The following is a 26,034-nucleotide window of genomic DNA, read 5'->3' on the forward strand; positions in this document are numbered from 1 at the left end:
CGCCCCGATCACGGCGGGGCCACGCGTGGTTCTTCGCCGACACCCTAGCGCAGCATTCGGGAATGTCGATCCACTTTGATCAAATTTCCGAAGCGCCCCTCAGGCGCAGGCTTCGGCCTCTGCCTGGGCCATGGCTTCGACAGTGGCTTCAAACGCCAGCATGATCGACGCGTGGCGATTCTTGTAGTCCCGCGCAGGCTCCAGAACGTCATAGCCGGTGAAAGGCGCCTCGGGCGGTTCCGCGCCATCTTTCAGCATCGCGCGCAGTTGGTCCCGACCATTTTCCACCTCGGTCCGGGTGCGGCCGATGATGTTCGACGCCATGATCGCCGCCGATGCCTGCCCAAGCGCGCAGGCCTTCACATCCTGGCCGAACCGGGCAATGCGCCCGTCTTCGATGTCGACATCCACGGTGACGGTCGAGCCGCAGAGCGGCGCGCGCTTGCGCACGGTGGCCTGCGGCGCGTCGAGCCGGTCGGTCAGGGGAATATCCGCCGCCAGTGCCAGAATACGTTGTGAATAGAGCTTGATCAGGTCGCTTTCGGTGCTCATGGGCTTCCCCCTGTCGCGTGTTCCCTATAGGTAGCGGTCCGATGCCGGAATGCAAAGGGGGCCACCATGTCGTTTGACCCGAAATCCCTGACCTATAATGCCGATGGCCTGTTGCCCTGCATTGCGCAGGACGAAGCGACCGGCGAGGTTTTGATGCTGGCATGGATGACTGCCGATGCGGTGGCAAAGACGCTTGAAACCGGGCGCGTGACCTATTGGTCGCGCTCACGGTCGTGTTTTTGGGTGAAGGGCGAAAGCTCGGGGCACGTGCAGGACCTGGTGGAACTGCGTGTTGATTGCGACCGCGATTGCCTGCTGGCGCTGGTCCGGCAGACGGGCCCTGCCTGCCATACCAACCGGCGGAGTTGTTTCTATTCCGCGATCCGTGAAGGGAACGAGGTGGAGATCATGGCGCCCATGGTTTGAGACCAGTTCTTTTGGCCCGCGTTGGATGCCTCCGGCGGGAGTATTTTGGCCAAGAAGAAGGGGCAGGGCGCGCGTTAAGGTTAACGGCAGCGAGGGTGGTTTTCGTTAACCTTCGGGCAGGCCCACCATCCTGCGGATATCGGCAGGCGTGAATCCTTCGTCGCGATAGGTGCGGATCGCGCAGGCGTCGTTCCGTTTGGCCAGCCGTTTGCCGGTCTCGTCCCGGATCAGCCGGTGGTGGTGATAGACCGGCGTGGGCAGGCCCAGAAGGCGTTGCAACAGGACGTGGATCGGGGTCGCCTCGAACAGGTCTTCGCCGCGCACCACGTGGGTGATGTCTTGGGCGGCGTCGTCGATCACCACAGACAAGTGGTAGGAGGTGGCGAAATCGCGCCGGGAGAGGACGATATCGCCAATCTCGCGCTGAAAACGGCCCAGCGATGTGAAAATCTGCCCGCGATGGGTGGGGCCGGTTTCCAGGAACATCAGGCCCCAATGATCGTCTTCGTCCTCCAGAACGTGATGCTCGCAGACCATGCCCGCGTGCCCCATGTCGAGCCGCAGATGCTGGCCGGTTGGGCGCGACAGCAGGTCCGGCCCCTTCGGGGCATGCGCGCGGCATGTCCCGGGATAGACCGGTCCGTCAGGGCCTATCGCCGGGGGCGTCCCTTCTTGCGGGGCGTTCATCGCCTCGGCGATATCGCGGCGGGTGCAGGTGCAGGGGTAAAGCAGGTGACGCGCCCAGAGGGCGTCGAGCGCGGCAGCATAGACCGGCATTCGGTCGCTCTGGCGCATCACCGGGCCGTCCCAGGTGAGGCCGAGCCAGGTCAGGTCTTCGTAGATCAGGTCTTCCCATTCAGGGCGGGCGCGGGTCTGGTCGATATCCTCGATCCGCAACAGGAAGTTGCCACCCTCGGCCCGCGCCATGTCATGCGCCAGCAGCGCCGAATAGGCATGGCCCAGATGCAGCGGGCCGGTTGGGGAGGGGGCGAAGCGGGTGCGGACGATCACGGGCCTGTCAGGCAGGCGCGGGCTGCGCGTCATGGGACGACAACCAGCCCTGCCACGCCACTTTCGCGCGGTCGGTATAGCCTTTGTAGCGGGCCTTGCGGTTCTTGCGCCCGCCCTTGAGGTCGACGGGGGGGAACAGCCCGAAATTCACGTTCATCGGCTGAAAGGTCTTGGCCTCGGCCCCGCCGGTGATGTGATGGATGAGCGCGCCCATGGCGGTGTCCTGCGGAACGGGGGGCAGGGTTTGACCCATCACCTCGGCCGCGGCCAATCGGCCCGCTAATAGGCCCATGGCCGAGGACTCTACATACCCCTCGACCCCGGTGATCTGGCCGGCGAAGCGAATATGGGGCTTGGAGCGCAGGCGCATCTCGTGGTCCAGCAGCGTGGGCGAGTTGATGAAGGTGTTGCGATGGATGCCACCAAGCCGCGCGAAACGGGCATTTTCCAGCCCCGGGATCATGCGCAAGACCTCTGTCTGCGCCCCGTATTTCATCTTGGTCTGGAAGCCCACGATATTGAACAGCGTGCCAAGCTTGTTGTCGCGGCGCAGCTGCACGATGGCGTGCGCCTTGATGTCGGGCTGGTGCGGGTTGGTCAGGCCCACGGGCTTCATGGGGCCGTGGCGCAGGGTCTCGCGACCGCGTTCGGCCATGACCTCGATGGGCAGGCAGCCGTCGAAATATTTCGCGGTTTCGCCCTCGTGGAACTCGGTCTTGTCGGCGGCCAACAGCGCGTCGATGAAGGCCTCGTATGTGTCACGGTCCATCGGGCAGTTGAGATAGGCGGTGCGCTCTTCCTCTGTCTCGCCCTTGTCATAGCGCGACTGCATCCAGGCCTTGGACATGTCGATGCTGTCGGCATGGATGATGGGGGCGATGGCGTCGAAGAAGGCGAGGCTGTCCTGGCCGGCTTCCTTGGCGATCGCCTCGGCCAGCGCGCCGGAAGTCAGGGGACCGGTGGCGATGATCACCGGGCCATCATCGGGCAGGGCGGTGACCTCTTCCTCGGACACGGTCACAAGGGGGTGGTCGCGCAGCCGGTCGGTCACGGATTGGGCAAAGGGCTCTCGATCTACGGCCAATGCGCCGCCCGCAGGCAGGCGGTGGCGGTCGGCCATTTCCATGATCAGGCCACCAGCGGCGCGCATTTCCCAGTGCAGCAGGCCAACGGCGTTCTGTTCGTCGTCATCCGAGCGGAAGGAGTTGGAACAGACCATCTCGGCAAGGTTGCCGGTCTGGTGGGCGAAGGTGCCGACGGTGGGGCGCATTTCGTGGATCACCACGGGCACGCCCATGGTGATGGCTTGCCACGCCGCCTCGGACCCGGCCATGCCGCCGCCGATGATATGGATCGTTTTTGTCATGCGCGCGATGTAGGCCAGCCAAGCCGCAAAGCCAAGAGCGCGCGGTCCAACTCAGACGATATCGGCCCAACCCCGGCGGTACAGCGCAAACCGCCCGCCGCCGAGGAAGAAGAGCGGCAAAGCCAGGACCGCGCTGGCGACGACTTGCAGGCTGCCATAGGAGGTCTGCACACCGAGCGCTTCGAACCACAACAGCAAGCCGATCATCAGGACCAGCCCGAGCAAGGCCACAACGCGGCTGCGCAGACCGAACATCAGCCAGACCGCCGCGAACTGAATCAGTGCGCATAGAACGGTGACCCCCATCCACTCCACATCATGCAGACCACGTATGCCAATGCTGCGGTAGCCGTTGATCAGCCCAAGACAGTCAAGGGAGAAGACCAGAAAGGAAAGAGCCAGCAACAGCCGACAGAGGGTCTGAGAGAAGGTGCGAACCGACATGGACTTGCCTCGCTGAGTATACGTCAACCTGTCTATTTAGGTAAGTATAGCGAGGAGCGCGGCGGTTAACAGATGTAAATTCGCAAAGCCTGTTTTGCGTAAAATGGAGCATGAAAATTCATCAGGGATGCTGCCAGGACAAGAAATTTCAGCCTGCTGAAATTTTAAAACACTCCGCGATCCATTTCAGGGTCTCGTGGATATTGCAATCTGACTTTCTGGAAGAATGGTACGCGGCCCAATAGTCGATCCGAACCGGCTCCATATCCGGTTCGATGGCGCGCAAATGCGGGTTGGAGTCACCCAAGGCCACGGGAAGGGGGGCCGACATACGGGTCGCCAAGGCAAATGTCAGCAACTGGTTGAATTGGCTCGCACGCATGACGGGTGGGCGTTGGAACCTGCCTTGCGCCAGTTTCATCGGCGGGGATGAATCATATTCGGTGGTCAGCCCGACCCAATCGGTCCCGCCATCGTTCTCGATATGCCGGTAGAGTCGATAGTGAATGTGACCGACCCGGCGAGTGATCAGGCGTCCTTGCTCCGGAGGTCCGCCGCGGATCAAAATATCCAATTCATTCAAGCTTGTACCGGTTGGCCGATCATACAGGTCAATGGCAATGTTGGGATTGTTCCGGTGCGATGCGCCAAGGCAGGGGGCGAGGATTCCGGCACCGACAAAAGGCGGTGCGCCAAGTTTCAGCCGACTGGGGGACGCCGCGCTCGCTTGGCCATCCAATTTGGCCTGTTCGTAAGCAAGGCGACCTTCAAAATTTTCCGCCAATGCGACCAGCGGCTCCATAACCGGGTTGAGCTGCCAAGCCCCTGAAACCTTTATGAATAATGGAAGGCCAATTTCCTGTCCAAGTCTCTCCACCCGGCGCGACACGGTCGCGACATTCGTTCCAAGCACTTTGGCCGCAGCAACCATCGTTCCACATTTTCGGACGGCGAGAAAAAATCGGAAGTCATCCCAGTTCGGCACGATGAAAGGCTCTTTTATGTGATCTTCACCTACATGTTAACAGAGTTTAAAGGTTGCTCAAGGATATATATTCAAAATGGACAATGGATTGGGCGTACGTCGCGTAACACCGCCCAATCCGTCAATTCCGGGCTGATTCGGGCCACTGTTTCAGGCTTCTTCGGCCTTGGGTGAGCGCAGGTTCATGACCTCGTGCACTTCGTAGAGGCTGTATCGCCCCCCGCCGTAGAGGATCAGCGGGACCGCGAAGACCGACACCAGCGTGATTTTGACGGCAAGGGCGGGGTCACCATCCGGGTTCGTCATGATCGCGGGAATCACCAGTAATGCCATGGCCATCGCCGCGACCACCGAGGTGCGGATGCCGAGGATTAGCCAGAAGCTCAGAACGAAATAGAGGGCGGCCAGCGCGGCGGAATGGTATTGCAGATCCTGCATGCCGCCGACAACGCTTGGCAGGTTGCAGCCGCGCAGTTGCGGGACCAGGCCAATTGCAGCTTCGATCATCAGAGTTGCCGACAAGCAGACCCGGAAGTTCAGGCGAAGCCATTCGGTAAGGTTGTTCATCACATTGCCCCGTTAGCAAAGGTTGCTCGATGGTTATCAATCTGACCGGGAATTAAGGCAGGAGATGGCCAGCGGCGCGGAAGGTTCAGGGAGTCTTGGCGATACGTGAGACGCAATGGCGTTGGAAATGCAGCACTGTTCCCGAAATCGCAACAAACACTGTCTTTTTCGATAGGGCATGGTTTTCATAGGTTGCTCAGTCATTACCCGTAAACGACATTGTTCACGTTTCCGCCTGCCGCTCAGCTGCGCGCCGGGTTGGGGGCGGGCAGGTCGGAAAAGACGTTGTCGAGCGTGGGGACCGAAGGCGTGCGCCGGGGCCGGGAGGAGGAGAAAACCACCTGCACGTCCTCAGGGGCCGCGTCTTGCGCCTTGGCTTGGGCCGGGCGCGGGCGCTCGGGCTTGTGGTCCACCCGCACGCGGCGCGGCGTGATCTTTTGGCCAATGGTCTTGCGCATGCGGCGGTCGCGCGGGGCGTTCTCGGCATAGGTCAGCATCAGTGCGGCGATCAGGCCAAGATCCCGCCAAAAGCCCCCCAGTTCCTGCTCGACCCCCAGCTCGATCATTCGCAGGTAACTGGCGAAAAAGGTCAGCAGCCCCAGCACCAACGCCGCCGGGCGCATGTAAAGGCCGATCATCACGAGGAAGGCGAGGGCAAAGACCACCATGGCTGACAGCGGCTCGGCAACGTGGGGCGGCACCACCTGCGCCGCGAGCGGGGCAAGACTGGTTCCGGGGATCAGGTTCAACCCGACCGCAAGGAAGTAGGAAGCGATTACGATGCGCAGCAGGTTCTGCGCGGTGCTGTTCAAGGTCGCGTTACTCATGGTGTCATCAGACATGCCAAACATCCCCATCTCGGCGAACACGTGCCGATCCCAAAAAGAGCGCGCGGGGGCGTGTGCCGCCCGAGCAAGGAAATTATGGGACCGGATTGGGTCAAATTTGGTTTGGATTTGAGGTAAAAGCGGCACCAAGGCACGGCGGGGCTTGGGCAGAACTAAGGCGAAACCTTGGCGTTCGCACTCAGCGCGGCTCGATCAGATCCCATCGGTTGCCGTAGAGGTCGCGGAAGACGGCGACCGTGCCGTAAGGCTCTGACCTCGGCGCCTCCTCGAATATAACGCCCGCAGCAGCCATCCGTGCGGCGGTGGCGGCGAAGTCATCCGTGTGCAGAAAATACCCCACGCGCCCGCCCGCGTGCTGGCCAACATGCGCGGTCTGGTCCCCTTCGGCGCGGGCAATCAGGAACTGCGTCGGGCTGGCGGCGTCGGGGGCCATGCGGACCCATCGTTTGCCGCCGCCTTGGTCGGTGTCTTCCAGCAATTGCCAGCCGAGCGCATCGCGGAACCAGGCAATCGCCTCGTCATAGTCGCGCGCCAGAAAGGCGACGCGGGCGAGATCAGCCCTCGCCATTGTCCTCGTCGTCGTCCTCGCCCTGCTCGGCGATCCACGCAACCGAGACCACCTCTTCGCCCTTGGCGGTGTTGAACACCTTGACACCACCGGCCGAGCGCGAGCGGAACGAGATGCCCTCGACGGGGCAGCGGATCGACTGGCCGCGAGACGTGGCCAGCATGATCTGGTCGCTCATTTCGACCGGGAAGCACGCAACCAGATGGCCACCGCGCATGGCCCTGTCGATGGCCGCCACACCTTGGCCCCCGCGCCCGCGCACAGGGTAGTCATGGCTCGACGACAGCTTGCCAGAGCCCTTGGCGGTGATCGTCAGGATCAGGTCTTCCGCCGCCGACATCTCGGCGTAGCGGTCGGGCGACAACTGGCCTTCGGCCACGTCTTCCTCGTCCTCGACCTCTTCGTCCTCGGTCGCCCCGGCCATCAGGCGGCGCTGTTTGAGGTAAGCGGCGCGTTCTTCTGCGCTGGCCTCGAAATGGCGGATCACGGCCATCGAAACCACCGCGTCGTCACCGTTCAGGCGGATGCCCCGCACGCCGGTGGAATCGCGGCCCTTGAAGACCCGCACATCGGTGCTGCGGAAGCGGATCGCGCGGCCCGAGTCGGTGACCAGCATGACGTCGTCGTCATCGGCGCAGATGCGTGCGTTGACCAGGCTGACAGATCCGTCTTCGGGCAGTTTCATCGCGATCTTGCCGTTGCGCATCACATTGGTGAAGTCCGACAGCGCATTGCGGCGCACATCGCCCGCCGAGGTGGCGAAGACCACCTGCAATTCGTCCCAATGGTCCTCGTCCCGGTCGATGGGCATGATCGCCGCGATCGACACGCCGGTCGGGATCGGCAGGATGTTGACGATGGCCTTGCCCTTGGACGTGCGCCCGCCCTGCGGCAAACGCCAGGTCTTCAGCTTGTAGACCATCCCGTCGGTGGTGAAGAACAGCAGCGGCGTGTGGGTGTTGGCGACGAAGAGGTTGGTGACCACGTCGTCTTCCTTCAGTTCGCCCCCCGACAGCCCCTTGCCGCCACGCTTCTGGGCGCGGAAATCGGCCAGTGGCGTGCGCTTGATGTAGCCGCCCGACGTCACGGTCACGACCATGTCCTCGCGCTCGATCAGGTCTTCGTCTTCCATGTCGCCGGACCAGTCGAGAATCTGGGTGCGGCGAGGCACGGCAAACTGCTCGCGCACCTCGGCCAGTTCGGCGCTGATGATCGACAGGATGCGGTCGCGGCTGGCAAGGATGGCGAGGTAGTCCTTGATCTTCTCGGCCAGTTCCGCCAGCTCGTCGGTGACTTCCTTGACCCCGATCTGGGTCAGGCGTTGCAGGCGCAACTCAAGGATCGCGCGGGCCTGTGTTTCCGACAGGTTGTAGGTACCGTCGTCGTTGATCTTGTGGGTCGGGTCGTCGATCAGCTTGATGTAATCGGCGATCTCGGCCGCTGGCCAACGGCGGGTCATCAGGGCCTCACGCGCTTCGGCGGCATCGGCAGAACGGCGGATCGTGGCGACTACCTCGTCCACGTTCGACACGGCAACGGCCAGACCGCACAGGATATGCGACCGTTCGCGGGCCTTGCGCAGTTCGTAGGCCGTGCGCCGCGCCACCACCTCTTCGCGGAAGTCGAGGAAGGCGGTCAGGAAGCCGCGCAGCGTCAACTGTTCGGGCCGTCCGCCATTCAGCGCCAGCATGTTGCAGCCAAAACTTGTCTGCATCTGGGTAAAGCGGAAAAGCTGGTTCAGCACCACTTCCGGGGTCGCATCCCGCTTGAGTTCGATCACCACACGAACGCCGATCCGGTCAGATTCGTCCTGCACGGCGGAAATGCCTTCGAGCTTTTTCTCGCGGACCAGCTCCGCGATCTTCTCGATCATCGTGGCCTTGTTCACCTGATAGGGGATCTCGTCCAGAACGATGGCGTAGCGGTCCTTGCGAATCTCTTCGATCCGGGTCTTGGCCCGGATGACGACGCTGCCGCGCCCTTCAAGATAGGCCTTCCGCGCGCCGGAGCGGCCAAGGATGATGCCGCCGGTCGGGAAATCCGGGGCAGGGATATAGTCCATCAGCTGTTCGCTGCTGAGATCTGCATTCTCGATCAGCGCCTGGCAGGCGTCGATCACTTCGCCAAGGTTGTGGGGCGGAATATTGGTGGCCATGCCGACGGCAATCCCGCCCGCACCGTTGACCAGCATGTTGGGAAAGCGCGCCGGCAAGACCGTCGGTTCGCGGTCCTTGCCGTCGTAGTTGTCTTGAAAATCGACGGTGTCCTTGTCGATATCGGCCAGCATCGCGCTGGCAGACTTGGCCATCCGCACCTCGGTGTAGCGGAAGGCGGCGGCCTTGTCCCCGTCCATCGAGCCAAAATTGCCCTGACCGTCGAGCAGCGGCAGGGACATCGAAAAATCCTGCGCCATCCGCACCAGCGCGTCATAGATCGCGCTGTCGCCATGCGGGTGATACTTGCCCATGGCGTCGGCCACGGGACGCGAGGATTTGCGATACGGCTTGTCATGCGTGTTGCCGACCTCGTGCATCGCGTAGAGGATGCGCCGGTGTACAGGCTTCAACCCGTCGCGCAGGTCGGGGATGGCCCGCGAAATGATCACGCTCATCGCATAGTCGATGAACGAGGCTTTCATCTCGTCGGCAATCGAAATCTGCGGCCCCAGGGGACCCGGAGGGGTCGCCCCGGATTCATCCATGTTTTCAGGGGGTTCTGGAGTGTCGGTCACGCCTGATGCTCGCTTCTTGTCGCGCGTCTATATATTGTTGTAGGGCACTATAAAGGGCCGGGATATGGGGTGCAATGGCCCGTGATCAAGACCACTGGCACTCATGGGGGCAGGTTGATAACAGTTTGTTTTAATTGATTTTTAGAGAAAGCCGGGCATCATTCTTGTTGCAGCAGACAAGAAAGAGGCACGAAATGTCCGACACCCCCACCGAATTGATGCTCAAGGGCTATGGGCTGACCACGGCCGAGATGTTCTACCACATGCCCGACTATCCGCATGTGCTGAACAGCTTTATCTGGCAGGATTACGACCTCGCCCCCGATCATCCGAGGCTGTTTTCCTTTATCGAGTTCTGGCGCGATGAGATCGAAGGCCCCTTGCATTCCGTCCGCTTCACTCATCGCAAGATGATTTCACCCGGTGAATGGCGCAATGTCGTGGGAGAGTTTCCGATTCACTAGCGTCTAGGCTGCCAGGTCAATCCAGACCGGCACATGGTCCGAGGGCTTTTCACGTCCGCGAATCTCCTTGTCGATCTGGCAGTCTTGCAGCAGGTCGGCGGCCTGCGCGCTCAGCAACAGGTGGTCGATGCGGATGCCGTCATTGCGTTGCCATGCGCCGGCCTGGTAGTCCCAGAACGAATACTGCTCGGGTGTCTGCACCCGCGCGCGGAACGCTTCGGTAAAGCCGAGGTTCAGGATCCGGCGAAAGGCGGCGCGGCTTTCGGGCCGCGCCAGCGCATCGTCTTGCCACGCCTCGGGGCGGGCGGCGTCTTCATCCTGTGGGATGATGTTGTAATCGCCCGCCATGACGACCGGCATCTCGCTGGCCAAAAGCTCTTTGGCCCGCGCCTCCATCCGGGCCATCCACGCCAGCTTGTAGTCGTATTTCGGGCCTGGGCAGGGGTTGCCGTTGGGCAGGTACAGTCCGCACAGCCGCACGGCATCGTGATCGCCCACCACGGTGGCCTCGATCCAGCGGGCTTGGACATCCTCGTCATCGCCGGGCAGGCCGCGCGTCACGTCCTCCAGCGGCAGCTTGGACAGGATCGCCACTCCATTGAAGCCTTTTTGACCATGGGTTTCAACGTTGTATCCCCGGTCCTCGAACAACTCACGCGGGAAGGTCTCGTCCACCGACTTGATTTCCTGCAACAGCGCCACATCCGGCTCGGCCTCGTCCAGCCAGTCGCAAAGGGCCGCGTGGCGGGCCTTGATCCCGTTGATGTTGAAGGTGGCGATTTTCATGAGAGATCCGTTTCTGGCGCTATGGGCTGTCGGCTGAGTTTCGCCGGTTGGCTGCCGGATTCCAAGAGGGGTTGCAATTAAAGTGTTTATGAGACACTAAAAGAAGACCCAATCCTAATGCCCCGAGTCCCTTCTTGCCCCAGATACACAACAGACAAAGTGCTTTGCCCAGTCAATTCCGCCCCGCTCGCGGCGGGGGCATCCTCGCGCGTCCTCTGCGAGGCGCGCTTTGCCTTGTCCTGCCAGTGCTCATCGTGTTGTCCGGCCCTGTTGCGGCCCAAACCCCGGAAACCGAACCGGCCGCCGTCGCCGCCGTCCGCGCCGAGCTGGCGGGCCTTTCCGAGCGGATTTCGCCAAGTTTGGCCCCGGCCCGGATCAGGGTCCGCCTGTCGCATTCCTTCAGCGTTCACGACATCGCATTTTCGGAGCGCTACCTCGATAATTGGAGCACGCTGCTGCAAGACCGTTGGAGCCAGTATGACCTGTTCTATGCCACCCAGGCCGAGGTTCTGAATGACTGGTCGCTTGCTGTTGCGACCGGCGCCGTTACCCAAACCGAGGCCGAGACCGTTCTGTCACAGGCGCTGGAGCGCGTGCAGACCGTGGCGGCGGCAATGCCGGGTTGGCAGGATGACGACGTTTCCCGCCTGACCGACCGCGCCGCTTGGACGGATATGGCGCAAGAGGTCGGCTGTTGTGATGCGCTTTATTATCACGCACTCGACGAGGCCGACAGCGTTTGGGCCGCATCCGACAGCCCCGACCCCTCGGCCATCGCTGCCTTGCAGTTGGTGCCGACCCCCAACATTCCGGGTCTGCCCGACAGCCATCCGGCGGCGAGCGCCTATTCGTGGCTGGCGGCACGGGCGCAAGGGCTTGAACAGCAGGGCGACGGTGCCGCTGCAGACCGGCGCGCGCTGGTCGTCGAGGCCGAGCTGCTGGTGCGCTTGTTCGGATTGCCGGACGGGGTGACCCTGCCCGTGGGGCTTGACCGGATCGCGTCCGAGGAATGCCTGTCCGCGCAACCCGTGGCGCCGCTGCTTCGCCTGGCCGCCCTTACCGAGCAGGGGCCGCTGCGGGACCAGTTGATGACCCGTGCGCAAAACCGGCTTGAGGCGCAGGCCGCTTTTCTGGAAACGCAGTCCCACGCCAGCGTGGCAGCGGTCGCGCCGATGATTTTGGCTGAGGATATGGTTGGGCCGGGCGCGGCGGAAGGGGGCGAGAACGCGCCACCCACAGCGCCCGACATGGCGATCACGGCAGATGTGCCGCCCGCATCCCAACCGTCGGCTGTTGCGGCCGCGAATACGCCAGAGGCCCTGATCGGCCACCTCTCGTCCGGTAACCTGGACAGTGGCGCCTTGATGCGCCTTGCCGACGCCGCCGAAGCGTTCGAGGCGGGCTTTGCCCCCGGCGATACGCTTGGTCTCCTGCGCAGTCTCGGCACCTTGCCAGAGGCCCCGGCCACGAACTTTCGCACCATGCAGGCCACCGGCAACTAGGGCCGGGGGGGGCTGCGCGGCCTGTCAGTCGGCCAGTCCCTCGGCCAACCAAGCCCGCGCGCCCGCCTCGTCGTCCAGGCCGAAAGAACGGATTTCCAGATTGGGAACCAGAAAGCTCTCGACCGCGGCGAGGTTGCGCATCCAGCCGTCGCCGGTCAGCACCGCCACCCGGTCGACCTTGCGGATCATCGCCATCAACTGCACCCAGTGGCGCAGTTCGACCCCGATCGCCCCGAGCGAGGGCCATTCGACACCCTCGGCGCGCAACAACATGCCGCCATGGTTCATGTCCTTGACCACGGGCACCAGCATGTCCAGCGCCACCTCCATCGAGACGGAATCCATGGCGCCGGTGGCCTCCATCACCACAAGGTTGGGCGACTCGAGCTCGGCGGTAAAGGTGGGTTGGGTCATGGCTGCTTTCCTGTTGTTGCTATTGGCGACCCTGCGCCGGTCGCGGCGGCCTTGCCTTGATCCGGGTCAAACGCACGGTCCTTGCCGCTACATCGAAAAGGACGTGCCGCAGCCACAAGACGAGGTCGCATTGGGGTTGTCGATGGTGAACCGCGCGCCGATCAGTTCCTCGGAAAAGTCGATCACGGCCTCGGACAGGAAGGGAAGCGACACGGAATCGACGACGACCTTTTGCCCATCACGTTCCAAGACAAGGTCATCTTCGGCCGGGTCATCCAGAGTGATATCGTATTGAAACCCGGAACACCCGCCGCCCTCTACAGCGACGCGCAGCGCCTTGCCCCCGCCCGAGGCCGCGTTGATTTCGGCGATCCGGGCAAAGGCGCGGTCGGTGACTTTGGGTGGCAGGGTCAACATGGGTCGGCAGGTCCTGAAAGTGGTCTCGCGTCTTGGGCAAGATAGGCGCGTGGGGCAGGGGCCTCAAGGGGGCAGAGCATGGTCCATCCATCACAGGCGGGCGTCCCCCCTCGCCAGTGGGCGCGGCCACTGTTATAGCCTGCGGATAATTCCGGCCGTCAGAGCCGAGCGGACATCACAGCAGGAGACCGGGGCACATGATGGCAGAATATGCCTGCACAGCAGAGGGCAGCCGGGGGCGGCTGTGGCCGGAAGAAGAGAGCGCCTTTCGCGCGCCGTTTCAACGCGACCGCGATCGGATCATTCACGCCGGCGCCTTTCGCCGTCTCAAACACAAGACACAGGTGTTTGTCGAACATGAGGGCGACTATTTCCGCACCCGCTTGACCCATTCCATCGAGGTGGCACAGGTGGCGCGCACCATTGCCCGCGCCCTTGGCCTGAACGAAGACCTGACCGAAGCCGTGGCGTTGGCCCATGACCTTGGCCACACGCCTTTTGGCCACACCGGCGAGGACGCGCTGGATGCGCTGATGGCACCCTTCGGCGGGTTCGACCACAACGCACAGGCATTGCGGATCGTGACGTCGCTTGAACGCAGCTATGCCTGTTTCGACGGGCTGAACCTGACATGGGAAACGCTGGAAGGCATCGCCAAACATAACGGTCCGGTGGTGGGGGATCTGCCCTATGCCTTGGCCGATTACAACGCGCGGCACGACCTTGAATTGCACAGCCATGCCAGCGGCGAGGCGCAGGTGGCCGCGGTGTCGGACGACATCGCCTATAACAACCACGATCTGGCCGATGGCTTGCGGGCTGGGCTGTTCACCGATGCCGAGGCGGCGGAGCTGCCGATCGTGGGGGACGCCTATCGCGAGGTGGATCGGCTCTATCCCGGGCTGGACCGCAAACGCCGCCGCGCCGAGGCGCTGAGGCGGGTTTTCGGCGTGATGGTGTCGGACGTGATCGACGTCTCGCGCGCCCGACTGGCCGAGGCCGCACCCGAAAATGTCGAGGTTTTAAGGCATCTTGGCGTGCCGATGGTGCGCTTTTCCGACACCCTCTTTGGCCAGTTGAAGGAGATCCGGGCCTTCCTGTTTTCCCGCATGTATCGCGCGCCTTCGGTGGTCGAAATGCGCCGGCGGGTGACGATGGTGGTGGAGCAACTTTTCCCGCTGTTCATGGCGCGGCCGGAGTTGTTGCCGGAGGAATGGAAAGCGGATGTAGAGGTTGCGCGGGACGAGACCGCGCGGGCGCGGCTGGTGTCGGACTATATCGCGGGAATGACGGACCGGTTTGCGTTGGAGCAGCACAAACTGCTCAGCAAAAACGCGTGACAGGCCGAGGCGCGCGTGCTTGTCTTTTCCAGGCTTTGCTTGAAGGAGATTGACCGGTGATACGCATCTTGACGAGGGCCGCGCTGCTGGCCCTGATCCCCCTGACCGCCGCCGCGCAAGAGGTGCCGCAGGGACGCTTCGAGCTGGAAACATGCAGCGGAAACCCTTATAGCGATGGGGTTTTAGAGATCACGGGCCGTGAGATCCTGTTTTATGAAAGCGCCTGTTCCCTGTCCAACCCCGAGCCTGTGCGCGGGATGGAGGCAGCCTATTTGTGGGATGGGCAATGTGCGGGGGAAGGCGAGAGCTGGACGGCGCGCTACCTGATCATGCCGGATTGGGAAAACGGCCTGGTCTTCGTGCAGGAGCATTGGGCGGCGACCTATGCCTATTGCGGTCCGACGACTGCCCCGGCCCCATCCACCCCCTCATCCCCCGCGCCGGGGGGCGGCAGCAAGTAACGGGCGCAAAAGCCGCCAAAACAGAGGGGTGCCGCCGGTACACCGGGCGTACACCCCCTGTACACCCCCCGTGCATATGATTTGCCGATTTCGCCGCGCCTTTGGGCGCGCCGACCAGGGGGGGCGCTGCGCGTCTTGACCCGAGGACGACCTGCGGCTTGGCGCGGGGTGATTGACCTCTGGCGCTTGCGTGGTAAACCGCGCCCAACCAATCAGGACACCAGACATGACCCTTTTTGCCGATATCCGCGCGCTCGTGATCGAAAGCCTCGAAACGCTCTGTGCCGAGGGCGCGCTGCCCACCGGGCTGGACATGACCAATGTGGCCGTCGAACCGCCCCGCGATGCAGCGCATGGCGACATGGCGACCAATGCCGCGATGGTGCTGGCCAAGCCCGCCAAGATGAAGCCGCGCGACATTGCCGAGGCGCTGGCAGGCAAGCTGGCCGCCGACGCACGGGTCGAGACGGTGGACGTGGCGGGGCCCGGCTTTCTGAACTTGCGGCTGTCGGACGAAACGTGGCGTGGCGTGATCACGGCGGTCTTGTCGGCGGGCGACGCCTATGGCCGGTCCGAGATGGGGCAGGGGCAGAAGGTGAATGTCGAATTTGTCTCGGCCAACCCCACCGGGCCGCTGCATGTGGGCCATACGCGTGGGGCGGTGTTTGGCGATGCACTGGCGAGTCTGCTGGATTTCGCGGGCCACGCGGTGACGCGGGAATACTATATCAACGACGGCGGCGCGCAGGTCGATGTGCTGGCGCGGTCGGTCTACCTGCGCTACCTGGAGGCGCATGGGCAGGAGGTCGCGTTCGAGGATGGCACCTATCCGGGCGATTACCTGATCGAGGTCGGGGAAAACCTGAAAGCCAAGGTGGGCGAGGCTTATATCGGCAAGCCGGAATCCGACTGGCTGGTCGCGGTGCGCGACTTTGCCACCGACGCGATGATGGAGTTGATCCGCGCGGACCTGTTGGCGCTTGGCGTGAAGATGGATGTCTTTTATTCCGAGAAGTCGCTTTATGGCACCGGTCGGATCGAAGCGGCCATCGAGGATCTGGAGGGCAAGGGCCTGATCTACAAGGGTGTGCTGGAACCGCCCAAGGGCAAGACGCCCGAGGATTGGGAACCGCGCGAACAGACCCTGTTCAAATCGACCGACTACGGCGACGACGTGGACCGGCCGATCATGAAATCGGACGGGGCCTGGACCTATTTCGCGCCGGATATCGCCTATCACTACGACAAGGTGCAGCGCGGCTTCGATCAGCTCATCGACATTTTCGGGGCCGACCATGGCGGCTATGTCAAGCGAATGAAGGCGGCCGTCTCGGCGCTGTCCGAAGGGCGTGTGCCGCTGGACATCAAGCTGACGCAACTGGTCAAGCTCTACAAGAACGGCGCACCGTTCAAGATGTCGAAGCGCGCAGGCACCTTCGTGACACTGCGCGACGTGGTCGAGATGGTGGGCCCGGACGTGACCCGCTTTGTCATGCTGACGCGCAAGAACGACGCCCCGCTGGATTTCGATTTCGACAAGGTGCGCGAGCAGTCCAAGGAAAACCCGGTTTTCTACGTGCAATACGCCCATGCCCGGATCCGTTCGGTGCAGCGCAAGGCGGCTGAGGCGGGGATCGCGGCGGATGCGTCGGACCTGTCCAGCATCGCCCATCCGGCAGAGTTCGCGCTGGCCGCGAAACTGGCGGAATGGCCGCGGATCGTGGAAACCGCCGCCGCCGCGCATGAGCCGCATCGCGTGGCCTTTTACCTCTATGACCTTGCCAGCGACTTCCACGGGCTGTGGAACAAGGGCAACGCCGAGCCTGCGCTGCGGTTCCTGCAAGAGGACGATCCTGTTGCCTCGAAAGCAAAACTCGCCCTCATCGGTGCCGTTCAGGTTGTTATTTCCAACGGGCTTGGTATTCTTGGTGTGACGCCGGTCGAAGAAATGCGCTGAGGCGAGCCCCGGACAAACCGGGGCGGCCAGAATATCAAGCGTAGACGGGCGAACGAGCAGGCTAAGAAAAGACCGGTGCGCCGCATTGGGCGGGCTGCCCGCGCCGGGGCAATGAGGGCAGGCATGGCAGATATAGACTATTACGAGGAGTCCGCCCCGCGGTCAGAGGCCGAGGGGCATATTGGTGCGTCCGGTCTGGCGGTTGTCGTCAACTGGATCGGAGCGCTCTTGTCGGTGGCGCTGGTCGTGGGCCTGTCGGTCTGGGCCTGGCAACTGACGGTGCGCGACGTGTCCGGGGTGCCGGTGATCCGCGCGCTGCAAGGGTCGATGCGGGAACGCCCCGCCGATCCCGGCGGCACCATCGCCGACCATCAGGGGCTGGCCGTGAACCGCATCAGCGAAGGGGCCGAAGCCGCGCCCGCGGCGGACCGGATCGTGCTGGCGCCTGCGCCGCTGGACCTTGAGGAAATCGACCTGACCTCGGCCAGCCTGCCGGAAGATGCGACGCCCCCCACCGAGGGGACCAGCGAAGAAACGCTGGCCCTGATCGACCGACTGCTGGAGGAAGCCGTGCCGCTTGATCCGGTGATGGCAGCCGATGGGGGCAGCGCGCCTGCGGCCGTCGAGGCCGAGGTGGCGGCGCGCCCGGTGATCGACGTGATCCCCACCACGGTGCCCGGTGTGGCCCGCTCGCCGCGCCCGCCGCTGCGGCCCGAGGATGTGGTGCAACTGGCCTCGGTCGGGGCGCCGGTGGCGAGCCTGACAGTGACCTCGACCGCCTCGGCCGCGACGGATGACGTGACCGACCTCGACCCCGAGGCGCTGGCCAATGGCACCCGTCTGGTCCAGCTTGGGGCGTTTGACGATGCCGAGACGGCGCGCGCGGAATGGATGCGGTTGGCAGGGCTTTATCCCGATTTCTTCCGCGACAAGGACCGGGTGGTTCAGGCGGCGATGTCGGGCGGACGCGAGTTTTTCAGGCTGCGGGCGCATGGGTTTGACGACCTGTCCGATGCCCGCCGGTTCTGCACCGCGCTGAACGCGCAGGGCGCGCCCTGTATTCCCGTCACGGTCCGGTAAGCGGCCCATGTCCGATGCCCGGTCGGCGTGCATTCTTGGCTGTGCGGGCCTGTCCCTGTCCGATGGCGAGGCGCGCTTTTTCGCCGAGGTCGCGCCGGTCGGGTTCATCCTGTTTGCCCGCAATATCGAGACGCCCGACCAGATCCGCCGGTTGACCGACGCGTTGCGGGCGGCGGTTGGCTGGGATGCGCCGGTGTTCATTGATCAGGAAGGCGGTCGCGTGCAGCGGCTGCGCGGGCCGGTCTGGCGCGAGTGGTTGCCACCGCTGGAGCAGGTGGCCCGTGTCGGCGCCGGGTCGGCGGCGCGATCGATGTATCTGCGCAGTTACCTGATCGCGCGCGAGCATCTGGCGCTTGGAATCAATGGCAATTGCGCGCCGTGTGCCGATATCGCCCGGCCTGAAACCCACCCGTTCCTGCGCAACCGCTGTTATGGCGAGGACGCCGGGACGGTGGTGCGGATCGCGCGGGCCGTGGCCGAGGGGCTGGCGGATGCGGGCGTGGTCCCGGTGCTGAAGCATATTCCCGGCCATGGGCGCGGGACGCTCGACAGCCATCATGAGTTGCCCCATGTTTCGGCCCCGCGCGCGGTGCTGGAGGCCGAGGATTTTGCGGCCTTCAAGGCGCTGAACGATCTGGCGTGGGGAATGAGCGCGCACTTGGTCTTTGAGGCGATCGACCCGAGCGCGCCCGCGACCCTCAGCCCCGCGATGATGGGCGTGATCCGCGATGAGATCGGCTTTGACGGGCTGCTCATGACCGACGATATCTCGATGAACGCGTTGCCGGGGGATGTGGCCAGCCGGGCGGCGCGGGCGCGGGCGGCGGGCTGTGATGTGGTGCTGCACTGCAACGGCGATTTGCCGGAGATGCAGTCGGTGGCCCGCGCAGCGGGGGCGCTGGACGATGCGGCCTTGCGGCGGCTGGACCGCGCCCTTGCCAGCCGCCCCGCGCCGGTCGATGTGGATGAGGCGGCGGCGCTGGCCGAGCTGTCGGCGCTGTTGCGCCAAGGGACGCGCCCGGCTTGACATTGCGCGCCATGCGCCGGACTTTAGGCGCCTTGGCTAGGATGGATGATGTCGGACACAGCGGATCGACAAGACGACGATATGTGGGAAACCGTCGCCGAACGGCGCGCGGCGGAAGCGTTGATTGTCGATGTGGACGGGTTCGAGGGGCCGCTTGACCTGTTGCTGACGCTGTCGCGAACCCAGAAGGTGGACCTGCGCAAGATCTCGGTGCTGAAGCTGGCCGAGCAATATCTTGCCTTCGTTGAAAAGGCCCGCACCCTGCGCATCGAACTGGCCGCCGATTACCTTGTCATGGCGGCTTGGCTGGCCTTTCTGAAATCGCGGCTGCTGTTGCCGCCGGACCCGTTTGAAGACGGCCCCACGGGCGAGGAACTGGCTGCGCATCTGGCCTACCAGTTGGAGCGGTTGCAGGCGATGCGGGAAAAGGCGGCGCAATTGATGGCCCGCGACCGGTTGGGCCGCGACCGTTTTCAGCGCGGTATTCCCGAACAGATCGACACCGCGCGCACCGTGACCTACACCGCGTCGCTTTTTGACCTGATGCAGGCCTATGCGCGCCTGCGCACCCGCGATGATTTTCGGCCCTTCGTGCTGGATCGGGACTCGATTTACACCATGGAAGAGGCGCTGGACCGGATGCGTGGCATGATCGGCTATGGCGGCGACTGGGTCGATATCGCGTCTTTCATTCCCGATGGCTGGCGCCGTGACCCCAAGAAACGCCGTTCGGCCACCGCCGCCACGTTCGCCGCCTCGCTGGAACTGGTGAAGGCGGGCCGCGCCACCCTGCGCCAGAGCGACACCTTTGCCCCCATTCAGCTAAGACCGAGACTCCGAGATGAGCAGTGATCCCGCCCCCGAAGAGCGGCCGAACGAGCGGTCCGAGCAGGAAAGCAGCCTGTTTCAGGCGCCGCCGCTGGCCGAGCAGGAACGAATGGTCGAGGCCATGCTGTTCGCCTCGGCAGAGCCGCTATCGACCGGCGAGATGCAGGACCGGATGCCGCATGGCTGCGATGCCGCCGAGGCGGTGCAGCTTTTGCGCAAACGCTATCAGGGCCGGGGGGTGAACGTGGTGCGCGTCGGCGATACATGGGCCATTCGCACCGCCGCCGACCTGGGCTTTCTGATGAGCCGTGAAACCTCCGAGACCCGCAAGCTCAGCCGCGCGGCGATCGAGACGTTGGCCATCATCGCCTATCATCAGCCATGCACCCGGGCCGAGATCGAAGAAATCCGCGGCGTGTCGGTCAGCCGGGGCACGATTGATCTGTTGATCGAACTGGAGTGGATTCGCTTCGGTCGCCGCAAGATGACGCCGGGGCGGCCCGTGACCTATGTGGTGACGCCGGGGTTCCTTGACCATTTCGGGCTGGAAACCCCGCGCGATCTGCCGGGGCTGAAGGAGTTGCGCGAAGCGGGGCTGTTGGACAATCGCCCGCCGCCGGGTATGATTCCCGGACCGGAGGATGATGGTGAAGACGACAGCTTTGATCCCGCCCCCGATCAAGAGGATATGTTCGGTCCCTGACCGGCGCGCCTCGGACGAATGCCGCAATTCTGCCGCAGAGTCGTGAGACACTTTCGCCGCGAGGCAGACCAGACAAAAAAGGCAGACAGATGGACCGCATTTTCAGTATGATCGTCAACCGGGTGATCATGCGCCTTGTTCATCGGGGCGTTGACGCCGGGATAAACGCTGCCAGCCGGGGCAACAGTGGCCCGCCGCAGACCGACGACCCGCAAGCCCGCGCGGCGCAGCGCCGCACGACGCAGCAGGCCCGTCAGACCATGCGCATCGCGCGCCGGTTTACCCGCTTCTGACAGGCAGTCTCTCGTTTCGGTGATCCATTCGCACTGGCCTGCGCAGCTTTCGCGTGTCATTGTCCGGCCGCATCTGATCTTTGGAGATTTCCGCCATGCTCCGGCCCCGTTTCGGTATCTGCCTTGCCCTGTCCGTGCTGTGCGCGGTTCCTGCCCACGCCCAAGACGGGCCGACGCCAGAGGAGCTGGCCGTTCGGCAAGCGTCGCCCGGCGTTGTGCGCACTGCGGAAACCGGGGATTATACCGCCATCGAACTTGAACTTCAGGGCTGTCGGCTGGTGCAGACGCTGATGACCAATCAGGGCTATCAGCAGGGCGGCCCGGTCGGGGTTCAGGTCTTGCGCATGGACCTGCGTGACCTTGATCCGGTGACCGGTATCCTGCCTGCCGAGGATACGCTGAATGGCGACCGTCGCGTGGTTCTAATGCCGTCGCAAACCGCGTGGGAAGAAATCCAGGCGGCTGGCGCGGTCTTCTCGCAGCGGCGGATGGCGGCGACCGAGCGCGGCGATCAGGACAATCCCGACGCGGTCAACGGGGCGCGGACCTTGCGCACGCAGGCGCAGCGCCGGTTCTCGGCTGATGCGATCATGGGCAATTTCGGGGCCGTCATGGCGCGCACCAACGTGTTGCAGATTCGCGGCGACCGGGGCGAGCTGATTTATCCGCTGGTGGCGCCGATGCAGGTGACCTTCTCGGCGGAAGGGGCCGAAGCGGCGCTGGCCGCAATCAACACCCTGCGCGCCGGGCCCTGCGCCTCGGAAGACGGGATCGCGGTTGCGCCCGAGGCCGAGGGCGCTGCTACCGACACCGATGCCGCTGCGGACGAGTAATCCCATCAGCCGCCGGGCGTGACGCGGTCGGTCCCGGTCGGGACCGATGCCGCCGCTGTGTGCAGGACCGGTTCTGCGGGCCGCGATGTCAGCCGCCGAACCGTTGGTGGAAGGCTGCCGCCAGGGCACCCCAATCCTGAAAGGTCTGGGCCGGATCGGCGGGCAATTGCGCTTGCAGGGTCAGCACCATCCAGCCATCCGGGCCTTGGGTGACCGTGCCCTCGTGTGCCTCGGCCTGCCATGCCGCCAACGCCTCGGCCCCGGCGGGCGGGGCCAGTGCCTGAAATTCGATCGTCGTGCAGGCGGTGCCGGTGCTGGTGCAGGCGGGACCGCTGGCCGTGGCCATGTAGCTTTGGGTGCCCGCCTCTCCGAACAGGGTCAATTGCGTGCCGGCGTCCTCTATGCGGGCCGGGCCGAGAAGCATCGCCTGATTGAGAAGTGTCTCGGGCGCGGTTTGGGCAAGGACAGGCCCAGCCGTCAGCCCCATGAGGGTCGCAAGGATCAGTCGGTTCATGTCAGCACTCCCATGCTCTGGCCCCGGAGGCCGGGGCCTCAAGGGTAGATGTGGTTTGTGAATTCGCCAAGGGTGAGCCGCCGGATGTCGAGGCGGTCCGCGAAATTCTGCCGGGTAACGCCAAAATCGACCGTCACGGTCCAAAGCAGGCCGATCTGCACGTCATCGGCCACATAGCCTGCGCCGACGCGTTGATGCCGGGTCCACTGGTTCATCAGCGTCAGCTCGTTGTGGCGGCATGTGCCCAAGCGTAGGCGCACCGGGTGCGGCCTGTCAAAACCGCTGTCGCTGCGAGTGGTCGGCCCATGCAAAAAGGGCGCCCTCAAGGGCGCCCTTTCCGATCCGCGATCCGGTTGGGATCAGCAGCTGTAATACATCTTGTATTCCACCGGGTGCGGGGTGTGTTCGAAGGCGTAGACCTCTTCCCACTTCAGCTCCAGGTAGCCTTCGATCTGGCTCTTGGTGAACACGTCGCCCTTGAGCAGGAAGTCGTGGTCGCCTTCCAGCGACTCGAGGGCTTCGCGCAGGCTGGCGCAGACGGTCGGGATACCGGCCAGTTCCTCGGGTGGCAGATCGTACAGATCCTTGTCCGACGGATCACCGGGGTGGATCTTGTTCTCGATGCCGTCGAGGCCCGCCATCAGCAGGGCTGCAAACGCCAGGTAGGGGTTCGCCGCCGGATCGGGGAAACGGGCTTCCACGCGCTTGGCCTTGGGCGATTCTGCCCACGGGATACGGACGCAGCCAGACCGGTTACGGGCCGAGTAGGCGCGCAGCACGGGGGCCTCGAAACCGGGGATCAGTCGCTTGTAGGAGTTGGTCGACGGGTTGGTGAAGGCATTGAGCGTTTTCGCGTGCTTCAGGATACCGCCAATGAACCACAGGGCCTCGTCCGACAGGTCGGCATACTTGTCGCCTGCAAACAGCGGCTTGCCGTCCTTCCAGATCGACATGTTCACGTGCATCCCGGTGCCGTTGTCGCCCGAGATCGGCTTGGGCATGAAGGTGGCTGATTTGCCGTAGGCGTGGGCCACGTTGTGGATCACGTATTTGTATTTCTGAAGCTCGTCCGCCTGTTTGGTCAACGAGTCGAAGATCAGGCCAAGTTCGTGCTGACAGGACGCCACTTCGTGGTGGTGCTTGTCGACCTTCATGCCGATGCGCTTCATGGTGGACAGCATTTCGGAGCGCAGGTCTTGGGCCGCGTCGGTCGGGTTCACGGGGAAATAGCCGCCCTTGATGCCAGGACGGTGGCCCATGTTGCCCATCTCGTACTCGGTGTCCGAGTTCCACGAGGCGTCCTGTGCGTCGACTTCGAAGGAGACCTTGTTCATCTCGACCGAGAAACGGACATCGTCGAACAGGAAGAATTCAGCTTCCGGGCCCATGAATGCGGTGTCGCCGATGCCCGAGGACTTGAGGTAGGCCTCGGCTTTTTCAGCGGTGCCGCGCGGGTCGCGATCATAGGCCTCGCCGGTGTCGGGTTCGACCACAGAGCAGTGGATGCAGAGGGTTTTTTCCGCGTAGAACGGGTCGATATAGGCGCTTTCGGTGTCGGGCATCAGTTTCATGTCGGACTGGTCGATGGACTTCCAGCCGGCGATCGAGGAGCCGTCGAACATGAAGCCCTCTTCCAGAAAGTCCTCGTCGACCTGATCGGCGATCACGGTGACGTGCTGCAGTTTGCCGCGCGGATCGGTGAAGCGGATATCGACATATTCGATTTCCTCGTCCCGGATCAGGTTCAGAACAGATTCGTTGCTCATGTCCAGCTTTCCTTAGAAGGTAGTGAATTGGGTGTTTGATGCGAAATGGTGGCGCGCCTAAAGCGCGTCGTCGCCGCTTTCGCCGGTGCGGATACGAATGGCCTGTTCGATCGGCGAGACGAAGATCTTGCCATCGCCGATCTTGTCGGTCTTGGCCGCGTCGATGATCGCCTCGACGGCGCCATCGACCATGTCATCGGCCAGAACGACCTCGATCTTCACCTTGGGAAGGAAATCGACAACGTATTCCGCCCCCCGGTAAAGCTCGGTGTGCCCTTTTTGACGACCGAAGCCTTTGACCTCGGTTACGCTGAGACCTTGGATTCCGATCTCTTGCAGCGCCTCTTTCACCTCGTCCAGTTTGAACGGCTTGATGATGGCTTCTATTTTTTTCATGTCTGCCGACTCCTCCTGCCGAGTTATGCTGCCTCGTGACACCACTTTCGCGGGAGGGGGGCAATCAGGTAGCGTTCACACACAGGGGGCAGGTGCCGGGATTCCCCAATGTGCGCAAAAAACATGTGCGTTGCGCACAATAAATGGGCACCTTGAAAACTTGAGCAGAGGAAAGGGCGGACAGCCGTGACAGAATTGCTGACAGCCGCCCAGATGCGGGCATTCGAGCAGGCGGTGATCGCCAGCGGAGTGGTGAGCGGGCGGGAGCTGATGGACCGCGCCGGTCGCGGGGTGGTCGACGCCATCTTTTCCCGCTGGCCGACGCTGGCTGCCACACAAGGGCGGGCAGTGATCTATTGCGGGCCGGGCAACAATGGCGGCGACGGCTATGTCATCGCGCGGCTTTTGCACGATTGGGGCTGGCAGGTGGCGGTTCACACCCTTGGCATGCCCGAGCGGCTGCCGCCCGATGCGCTGGAAAACTGCCGACTATGGCGCGCGCGGGGGCAGGTATCGGATCTGTTTGCCGAGCCTTCGGACGGGCGATCGGAAATCTGGCAGGAGACCCCCGACCTGTTCGTCGATGCCCTGTTCGGCACTGGTCTGGCCAGACCGCTTGACGCGGCGACCGAGCAGGCGCTGGCCACTGTGACATCCATCGAGGGCTTGCGCCGCGTTGCAGTCGATATCCCGTCGGGGCTGTGTTCCGACAGTGGCCGGGCCATGGGCAATCGCAGTCGCTATGACCTGACCGTCACCTTTCACGGTCCCAAGCCGGGGCACTACCTGAGCGAGGGGCCCGATATCTGCGGCGCGCTGGAGGTGGTCGATATCGGCCTGCCACCACAGGGCTTGGGCGCGCGCCTGCCGGAAAAGGTGGCGCGGCGCGTTGAGGCCCCGACCGGGTTGGACAAACGGGCCGGGCACAAATACGACCATGGGCACGCCATGGTGCTGTCTGGGCCGATGGGGCGCAGCGGCGCGGCGCGGATGGCCGCCCGCGCGGCGCTGCGGGTTGGCGCCGGGCTGGTGACAGTGGCAGCGCCCGGTGCGGCGATGCTGGAATGCGCCGCGCATCTGACCGCGATCATGCTGCGAAAATGCGACGGGGCGAGTGAGCTTGCCGGGTTGCTGTCGGATGGCCGCCTGAGTGCCCTTTGCCTTGGGCCGGGGCTGGGGGTGGGGCAGGACACCGCCGATCTGGTCGCCGCAGCACTCGCGCCCGCGCCCGAGGGCAGTGCCCGTGGCGTCGTGCTAGATGCCGATGCCCTGACCGCGTTTCAGGACGGGCCGGCACGGCTGTTTGCCTTGACCGCCCGCGCGCCCGCCACCGTGCTGACGCCGCACGATGGCGAGTTTCGGCGCCTGTTTCCCGATTTGGCGGAGCGGCTGCAAGGTGCCCCGGACCGTGGCCCCGCCTATGGACGGCTGGATGCGGCGCGCGCGGCGGCCGCGCGGGCAGGCTGCGTAGTGGTGCTGAAAGGGCCCGATACCGTAATCGCCGCGCCGACCGGGCAGGCGGCGATCCATGCCGCCGCCTATGGCCGGGCGGCGCCGTGGCTGGCAACCGCTGGCGCGGGGGATGTGCTGGCAGGTTTGATCACCGGGCTGCTGGCACGAGGCTGGGGGCCGATGGCGGCGGCAGAGGCGGCGGCGTGGCTGCATGTCGAGGCCGCCCGTCAGGTCGGCCCGGGCCTGATCGCGGAAGATCTGGCCGAGGCCCTGCCAACGGTTTTTCGTGCCCTTGGCGCGTGA

Annotated in this window: 29 protein-coding genes; 13 read left to right on the forward strand and 16 right to left on the reverse strand. The window is 63.9% G+C overall.

Going from position 1 to position 26,034, the window contains the following annotated elements; genetic code table 11:
* Positions 1–99 precede the first annotated feature (99 nt).
* Positions 100–552, reverse strand: a complete 453-nt coding sequence (locus BKY27_RS14070; protein ID WP_071675132.1) for an iron-sulfur cluster assembly scaffold protein — start codon at positions 550–552, stop codon at positions 100–102.
* A gap of 66 nt (positions 553–618) precedes the next feature.
* Between BKY27_RS14070 and hisI the strand changes: the two genes are divergently transcribed.
* Positions 619–978 carry a phosphoribosyl-AMP cyclohydrolase gene (hisI, locus tag BKY27_RS14075; protein ID WP_071675133.1) on the forward strand — a complete coding sequence of 120 codons (360 nt, stop codon included), beginning with the start codon at positions 619–621 and terminating at the stop codon, positions 976–978.
* Positions 979–1,083: 105 nt separating this feature from the next.
* Here the strand turns inward: hisI and gluQRS are convergent, their stop codons facing one another.
* The 8 genes from gluQRS to gyrA form a co-directional block, all read right to left on the reverse strand.
* Positions 1,084–2,022, reverse strand: coding sequence for a tRNA glutamyl-Q(34) synthetase GluQRS (gene gluQRS, locus BKY27_RS14080; RefSeq protein WP_071675134.1), 939 nt, complete (start codon positions 2,020–2,022; stop codon positions 1,084–1,086).
* Positions 1,997–3,355, reverse strand: a complete 1,359-nt coding sequence (trmFO, locus tag BKY27_RS14085) for a methylenetetrahydrofolate--tRNA-(uracil(54)-C(5))-methyltransferase (FADH(2)-oxidizing) TrmFO (RefSeq protein ID WP_071675135.1) — start codon at positions 3,353–3,355, stop codon at positions 1,997–1,999. The genes gluQRS and trmFO overlap by 26 nt, the downstream gene beginning before the upstream one ends.
* Before the next feature lie 51 nt (positions 3,356–3,406).
* A complete protein-coding gene (locus BKY27_RS14090) occupies positions 3,407–3,799 on the reverse strand; it encodes a hypothetical protein (protein WP_071675136.1) in 393 nt (130 codons plus the stop codon).
* 148 nt (positions 3,800–3,947) lie between these two features.
* Positions 3,948–4,784: a LysR family transcriptional regulator gene (locus BKY27_RS14095; protein ID WP_071675137.1), complete on the reverse strand. Its 837-nt coding sequence runs from the start codon at positions 4,782–4,784 to the stop codon at positions 3,948–3,950.
* A gap of 150 nt (positions 4,785–4,934) precedes the next feature.
* On the reverse strand, positions 4,935–5,351 hold the full coding sequence (locus BKY27_RS14100; protein WP_071675138.1) for a hypothetical protein: 417 nt from the start codon (positions 5,349–5,351) through the stop codon (positions 4,935–4,937).
* A 242-nt stretch (positions 5,352–5,593) separates the two neighbouring features.
* Complete coding sequence (locus BKY27_RS14105; RefSeq protein ID WP_146636253.1) at positions 5,594–6,193, reverse strand: DoxX family protein; 600 nt, start codon at positions 6,191–6,193, stop codon at positions 5,594–5,596.
* 184 nt (positions 6,194–6,377) lie between these two features.
* Positions 6,378–6,767 carry a VOC family protein gene (locus BKY27_RS14110; protein WP_071675140.1) on the reverse strand — a complete coding sequence of 130 codons (390 nt, stop codon included), beginning with the start codon at positions 6,765–6,767 and terminating at the stop codon, positions 6,378–6,380.
* Entirely contained in the window at positions 6,754–9,498 is a 2,745-nt protein-coding gene (gyrA, locus tag BKY27_RS14115) for a DNA gyrase subunit A (RefSeq protein WP_071675141.1), read from the reverse strand. Before gyrA ends, BKY27_RS14110 begins: the two co-directional genes overlap by 14 nt.
* 194 nt (positions 9,499–9,692) lie before the next feature.
* Here gyrA and BKY27_RS14120 point away from each other — a divergent pair, with 194 nt between their 5' ends.
* Positions 9,693–9,962, forward strand: a complete 270-nt coding sequence (locus BKY27_RS14120; RefSeq protein WP_071675142.1) for an usg protein — start codon at positions 9,693–9,695, stop codon at positions 9,960–9,962.
* Between the two features lie 3 nt (positions 9,963–9,965).
* Here the strand turns inward: BKY27_RS14120 and xth are convergent, their stop codons facing one another.
* Positions 9,966–10,748 (reverse strand): exodeoxyribonuclease III, encoded by a 783-nt coding sequence (gene xth, locus BKY27_RS14125; protein ID WP_071675143.1) that lies wholly within the window; start codon positions 10,746–10,748, stop codon positions 9,966–9,968.
* A 245-nt stretch (positions 10,749–10,993) separates the two neighbouring features.
* Here xth and BKY27_RS14130 point away from each other — a divergent pair, with 245 nt between their 5' ends.
* Positions 10,994–12,250 carry a hypothetical protein gene (locus BKY27_RS14130; RefSeq protein ID WP_071675144.1) on the forward strand — a complete coding sequence of 419 codons (1,257 nt, stop codon included), beginning with the start codon at positions 10,994–10,996 and terminating at the stop codon, positions 12,248–12,250.
* A 24-nt stretch (positions 12,251–12,274) separates the two neighbouring features.
* Here the strand turns inward: BKY27_RS14130 and BKY27_RS14135 are convergent, their stop codons facing one another.
* Together BKY27_RS14135 and BKY27_RS14140 are read right to left on the reverse strand one after the other, a co-directional pair.
* Entirely contained in the window at positions 12,275–12,664 is a 390-nt protein-coding gene (locus tag BKY27_RS14135) for a SpoIIAA family protein (protein ID WP_071675145.1), read from the reverse strand.
* Between the two features lie 87 nt (positions 12,665–12,751).
* On the reverse strand, positions 12,752–13,081 hold the full coding sequence (locus BKY27_RS14140; RefSeq protein WP_071675146.1) for a HesB/IscA family protein: 330 nt from the start codon (positions 13,079–13,081) through the stop codon (positions 12,752–12,754).
* A gap of 197 nt (positions 13,082–13,278) precedes the next feature.
* On the opposite strand from BKY27_RS14140, the gene BKY27_RS14145 reads away from it, so the two are divergent.
* The 9 genes from BKY27_RS14145 (at position 13,279) to BKY27_RS14185 (ending at position 21,603) form a co-directional block, all read left to right on the forward strand.
* Positions 13,279–14,421: a deoxyguanosinetriphosphate triphosphohydrolase gene (locus tag BKY27_RS14145; RefSeq protein WP_071675147.1), complete on the forward strand. Its 1,143-nt coding sequence runs from the start codon at positions 13,279–13,281 to the stop codon at positions 14,419–14,421.
* Between the two features lie 56 nt (positions 14,422–14,477).
* A complete protein-coding gene (locus tag BKY27_RS14150; protein WP_071675148.1) occupies positions 14,478–14,882 on the forward strand; it encodes a hypothetical protein in 405 nt (134 codons plus the stop codon).
* A 226-nt stretch (positions 14,883–15,108) separates the two neighbouring features.
* On the forward strand, positions 15,109–16,839 hold the full coding sequence (gene argS, locus BKY27_RS14155) for an arginine--tRNA ligase (protein WP_071675149.1): 1,731 nt from the start codon (positions 15,109–15,111) through the stop codon (positions 16,837–16,839).
* Between the two features lie 123 nt (positions 16,840–16,962).
* Positions 16,963–17,919: an SPOR domain-containing protein gene (locus tag BKY27_RS14160; RefSeq protein ID WP_071675150.1), complete on the forward strand. Its 957-nt coding sequence runs from the start codon at positions 16,963–16,965 to the stop codon at positions 17,917–17,919.
* 7 nt (positions 17,920–17,926) lie between these two features.
* Entirely contained in the window at positions 17,927–18,946 is a 1,020-nt protein-coding gene (locus BKY27_RS14165) for a glycoside hydrolase family 3 N-terminal domain-containing protein (RefSeq protein ID WP_071675151.1), read from the forward strand.
* A 45-nt stretch (positions 18,947–18,991) separates the two neighbouring features.
* A complete protein-coding gene (locus BKY27_RS14170; RefSeq protein ID WP_233491847.1) occupies positions 18,992–19,798 on the forward strand; it encodes a segregation and condensation protein A in 807 nt (268 codons plus the stop codon).
* Positions 19,788–20,477 (forward strand): SMC-Scp complex subunit ScpB, encoded by a 690-nt coding sequence (gene scpB / locus BKY27_RS14175; RefSeq protein ID WP_071675152.1) that lies wholly within the window; start codon positions 19,788–19,790, stop codon positions 20,475–20,477. The genes BKY27_RS14170 and scpB overlap by 11 nt, the downstream gene beginning before the upstream one ends.
* 89 nt (positions 20,478–20,566) lie before the next feature.
* A complete protein-coding gene (locus tag BKY27_RS14180; RefSeq protein ID WP_071675153.1) occupies positions 20,567–20,770 on the forward strand; it encodes a hypothetical protein in 204 nt (67 codons plus the stop codon).
* 95 nt (positions 20,771–20,865) lie between these two features.
* A complete protein-coding gene (locus BKY27_RS14185) occupies positions 20,866–21,603 on the forward strand; it encodes a hypothetical protein (RefSeq protein WP_071675154.1) in 738 nt (245 codons plus the stop codon).
* 88 nt (positions 21,604–21,691) lie between these two features.
* Here BKY27_RS14185 and BKY27_RS14190 read toward each other — a convergent pair whose 3' ends face one another.
* The 4 genes from BKY27_RS14190 to BKY27_RS14205 form a co-directional block, all read right to left on the reverse strand.
* Positions 21,692–22,117 (reverse strand): hypothetical protein, encoded by a 426-nt coding sequence (locus tag BKY27_RS14190; protein WP_071675155.1) that lies wholly within the window; start codon positions 22,115–22,117, stop codon positions 21,692–21,694.
* 38 nt (positions 22,118–22,155) lie between these two features.
* Entirely contained in the window at positions 22,156–22,377 is a 222-nt protein-coding gene (locus tag BKY27_RS14195; protein ID WP_146636254.1) for a YbjN domain-containing protein, read from the reverse strand.
* 99 nt (positions 22,378–22,476) lie between these two features.
* Positions 22,477–23,883 carry a type I glutamate--ammonia ligase gene (gene glnA / locus BKY27_RS14200; protein ID WP_071675157.1) on the reverse strand — a complete coding sequence of 469 codons (1,407 nt, stop codon included), beginning with the start codon at positions 23,881–23,883 and terminating at the stop codon, positions 22,477–22,479.
* Positions 23,884–23,940: 57 nt separating this feature from the next.
* Positions 23,941–24,279, reverse strand: coding sequence for a P-II family nitrogen regulator (locus tag BKY27_RS14205; protein ID WP_071675158.1), 339 nt, complete (start codon positions 24,277–24,279; stop codon positions 23,941–23,943).
* A 186-nt stretch (positions 24,280–24,465) separates the two neighbouring features.
* On the opposite strand from BKY27_RS14205, the gene BKY27_RS14210 reads away from it, so the two are divergent.
* On the forward strand, positions 24,466–26,034 hold the full coding sequence (locus tag BKY27_RS14210; RefSeq protein ID WP_071675159.1) for a bifunctional ADP-dependent NAD(P)H-hydrate dehydratase/NAD(P)H-hydrate epimerase: 1,569 nt from the start codon (positions 24,466–24,468) through the stop codon (positions 26,032–26,034).

This window comes from Nioella nitratireducens (assembly GCF_001879715.1).
Taxonomy (GTDB): Bacteria; Pseudomonadota; Alphaproteobacteria; order Rhodobacterales; family Rhodobacteraceae; genus Nioella; species Nioella nitratireducens.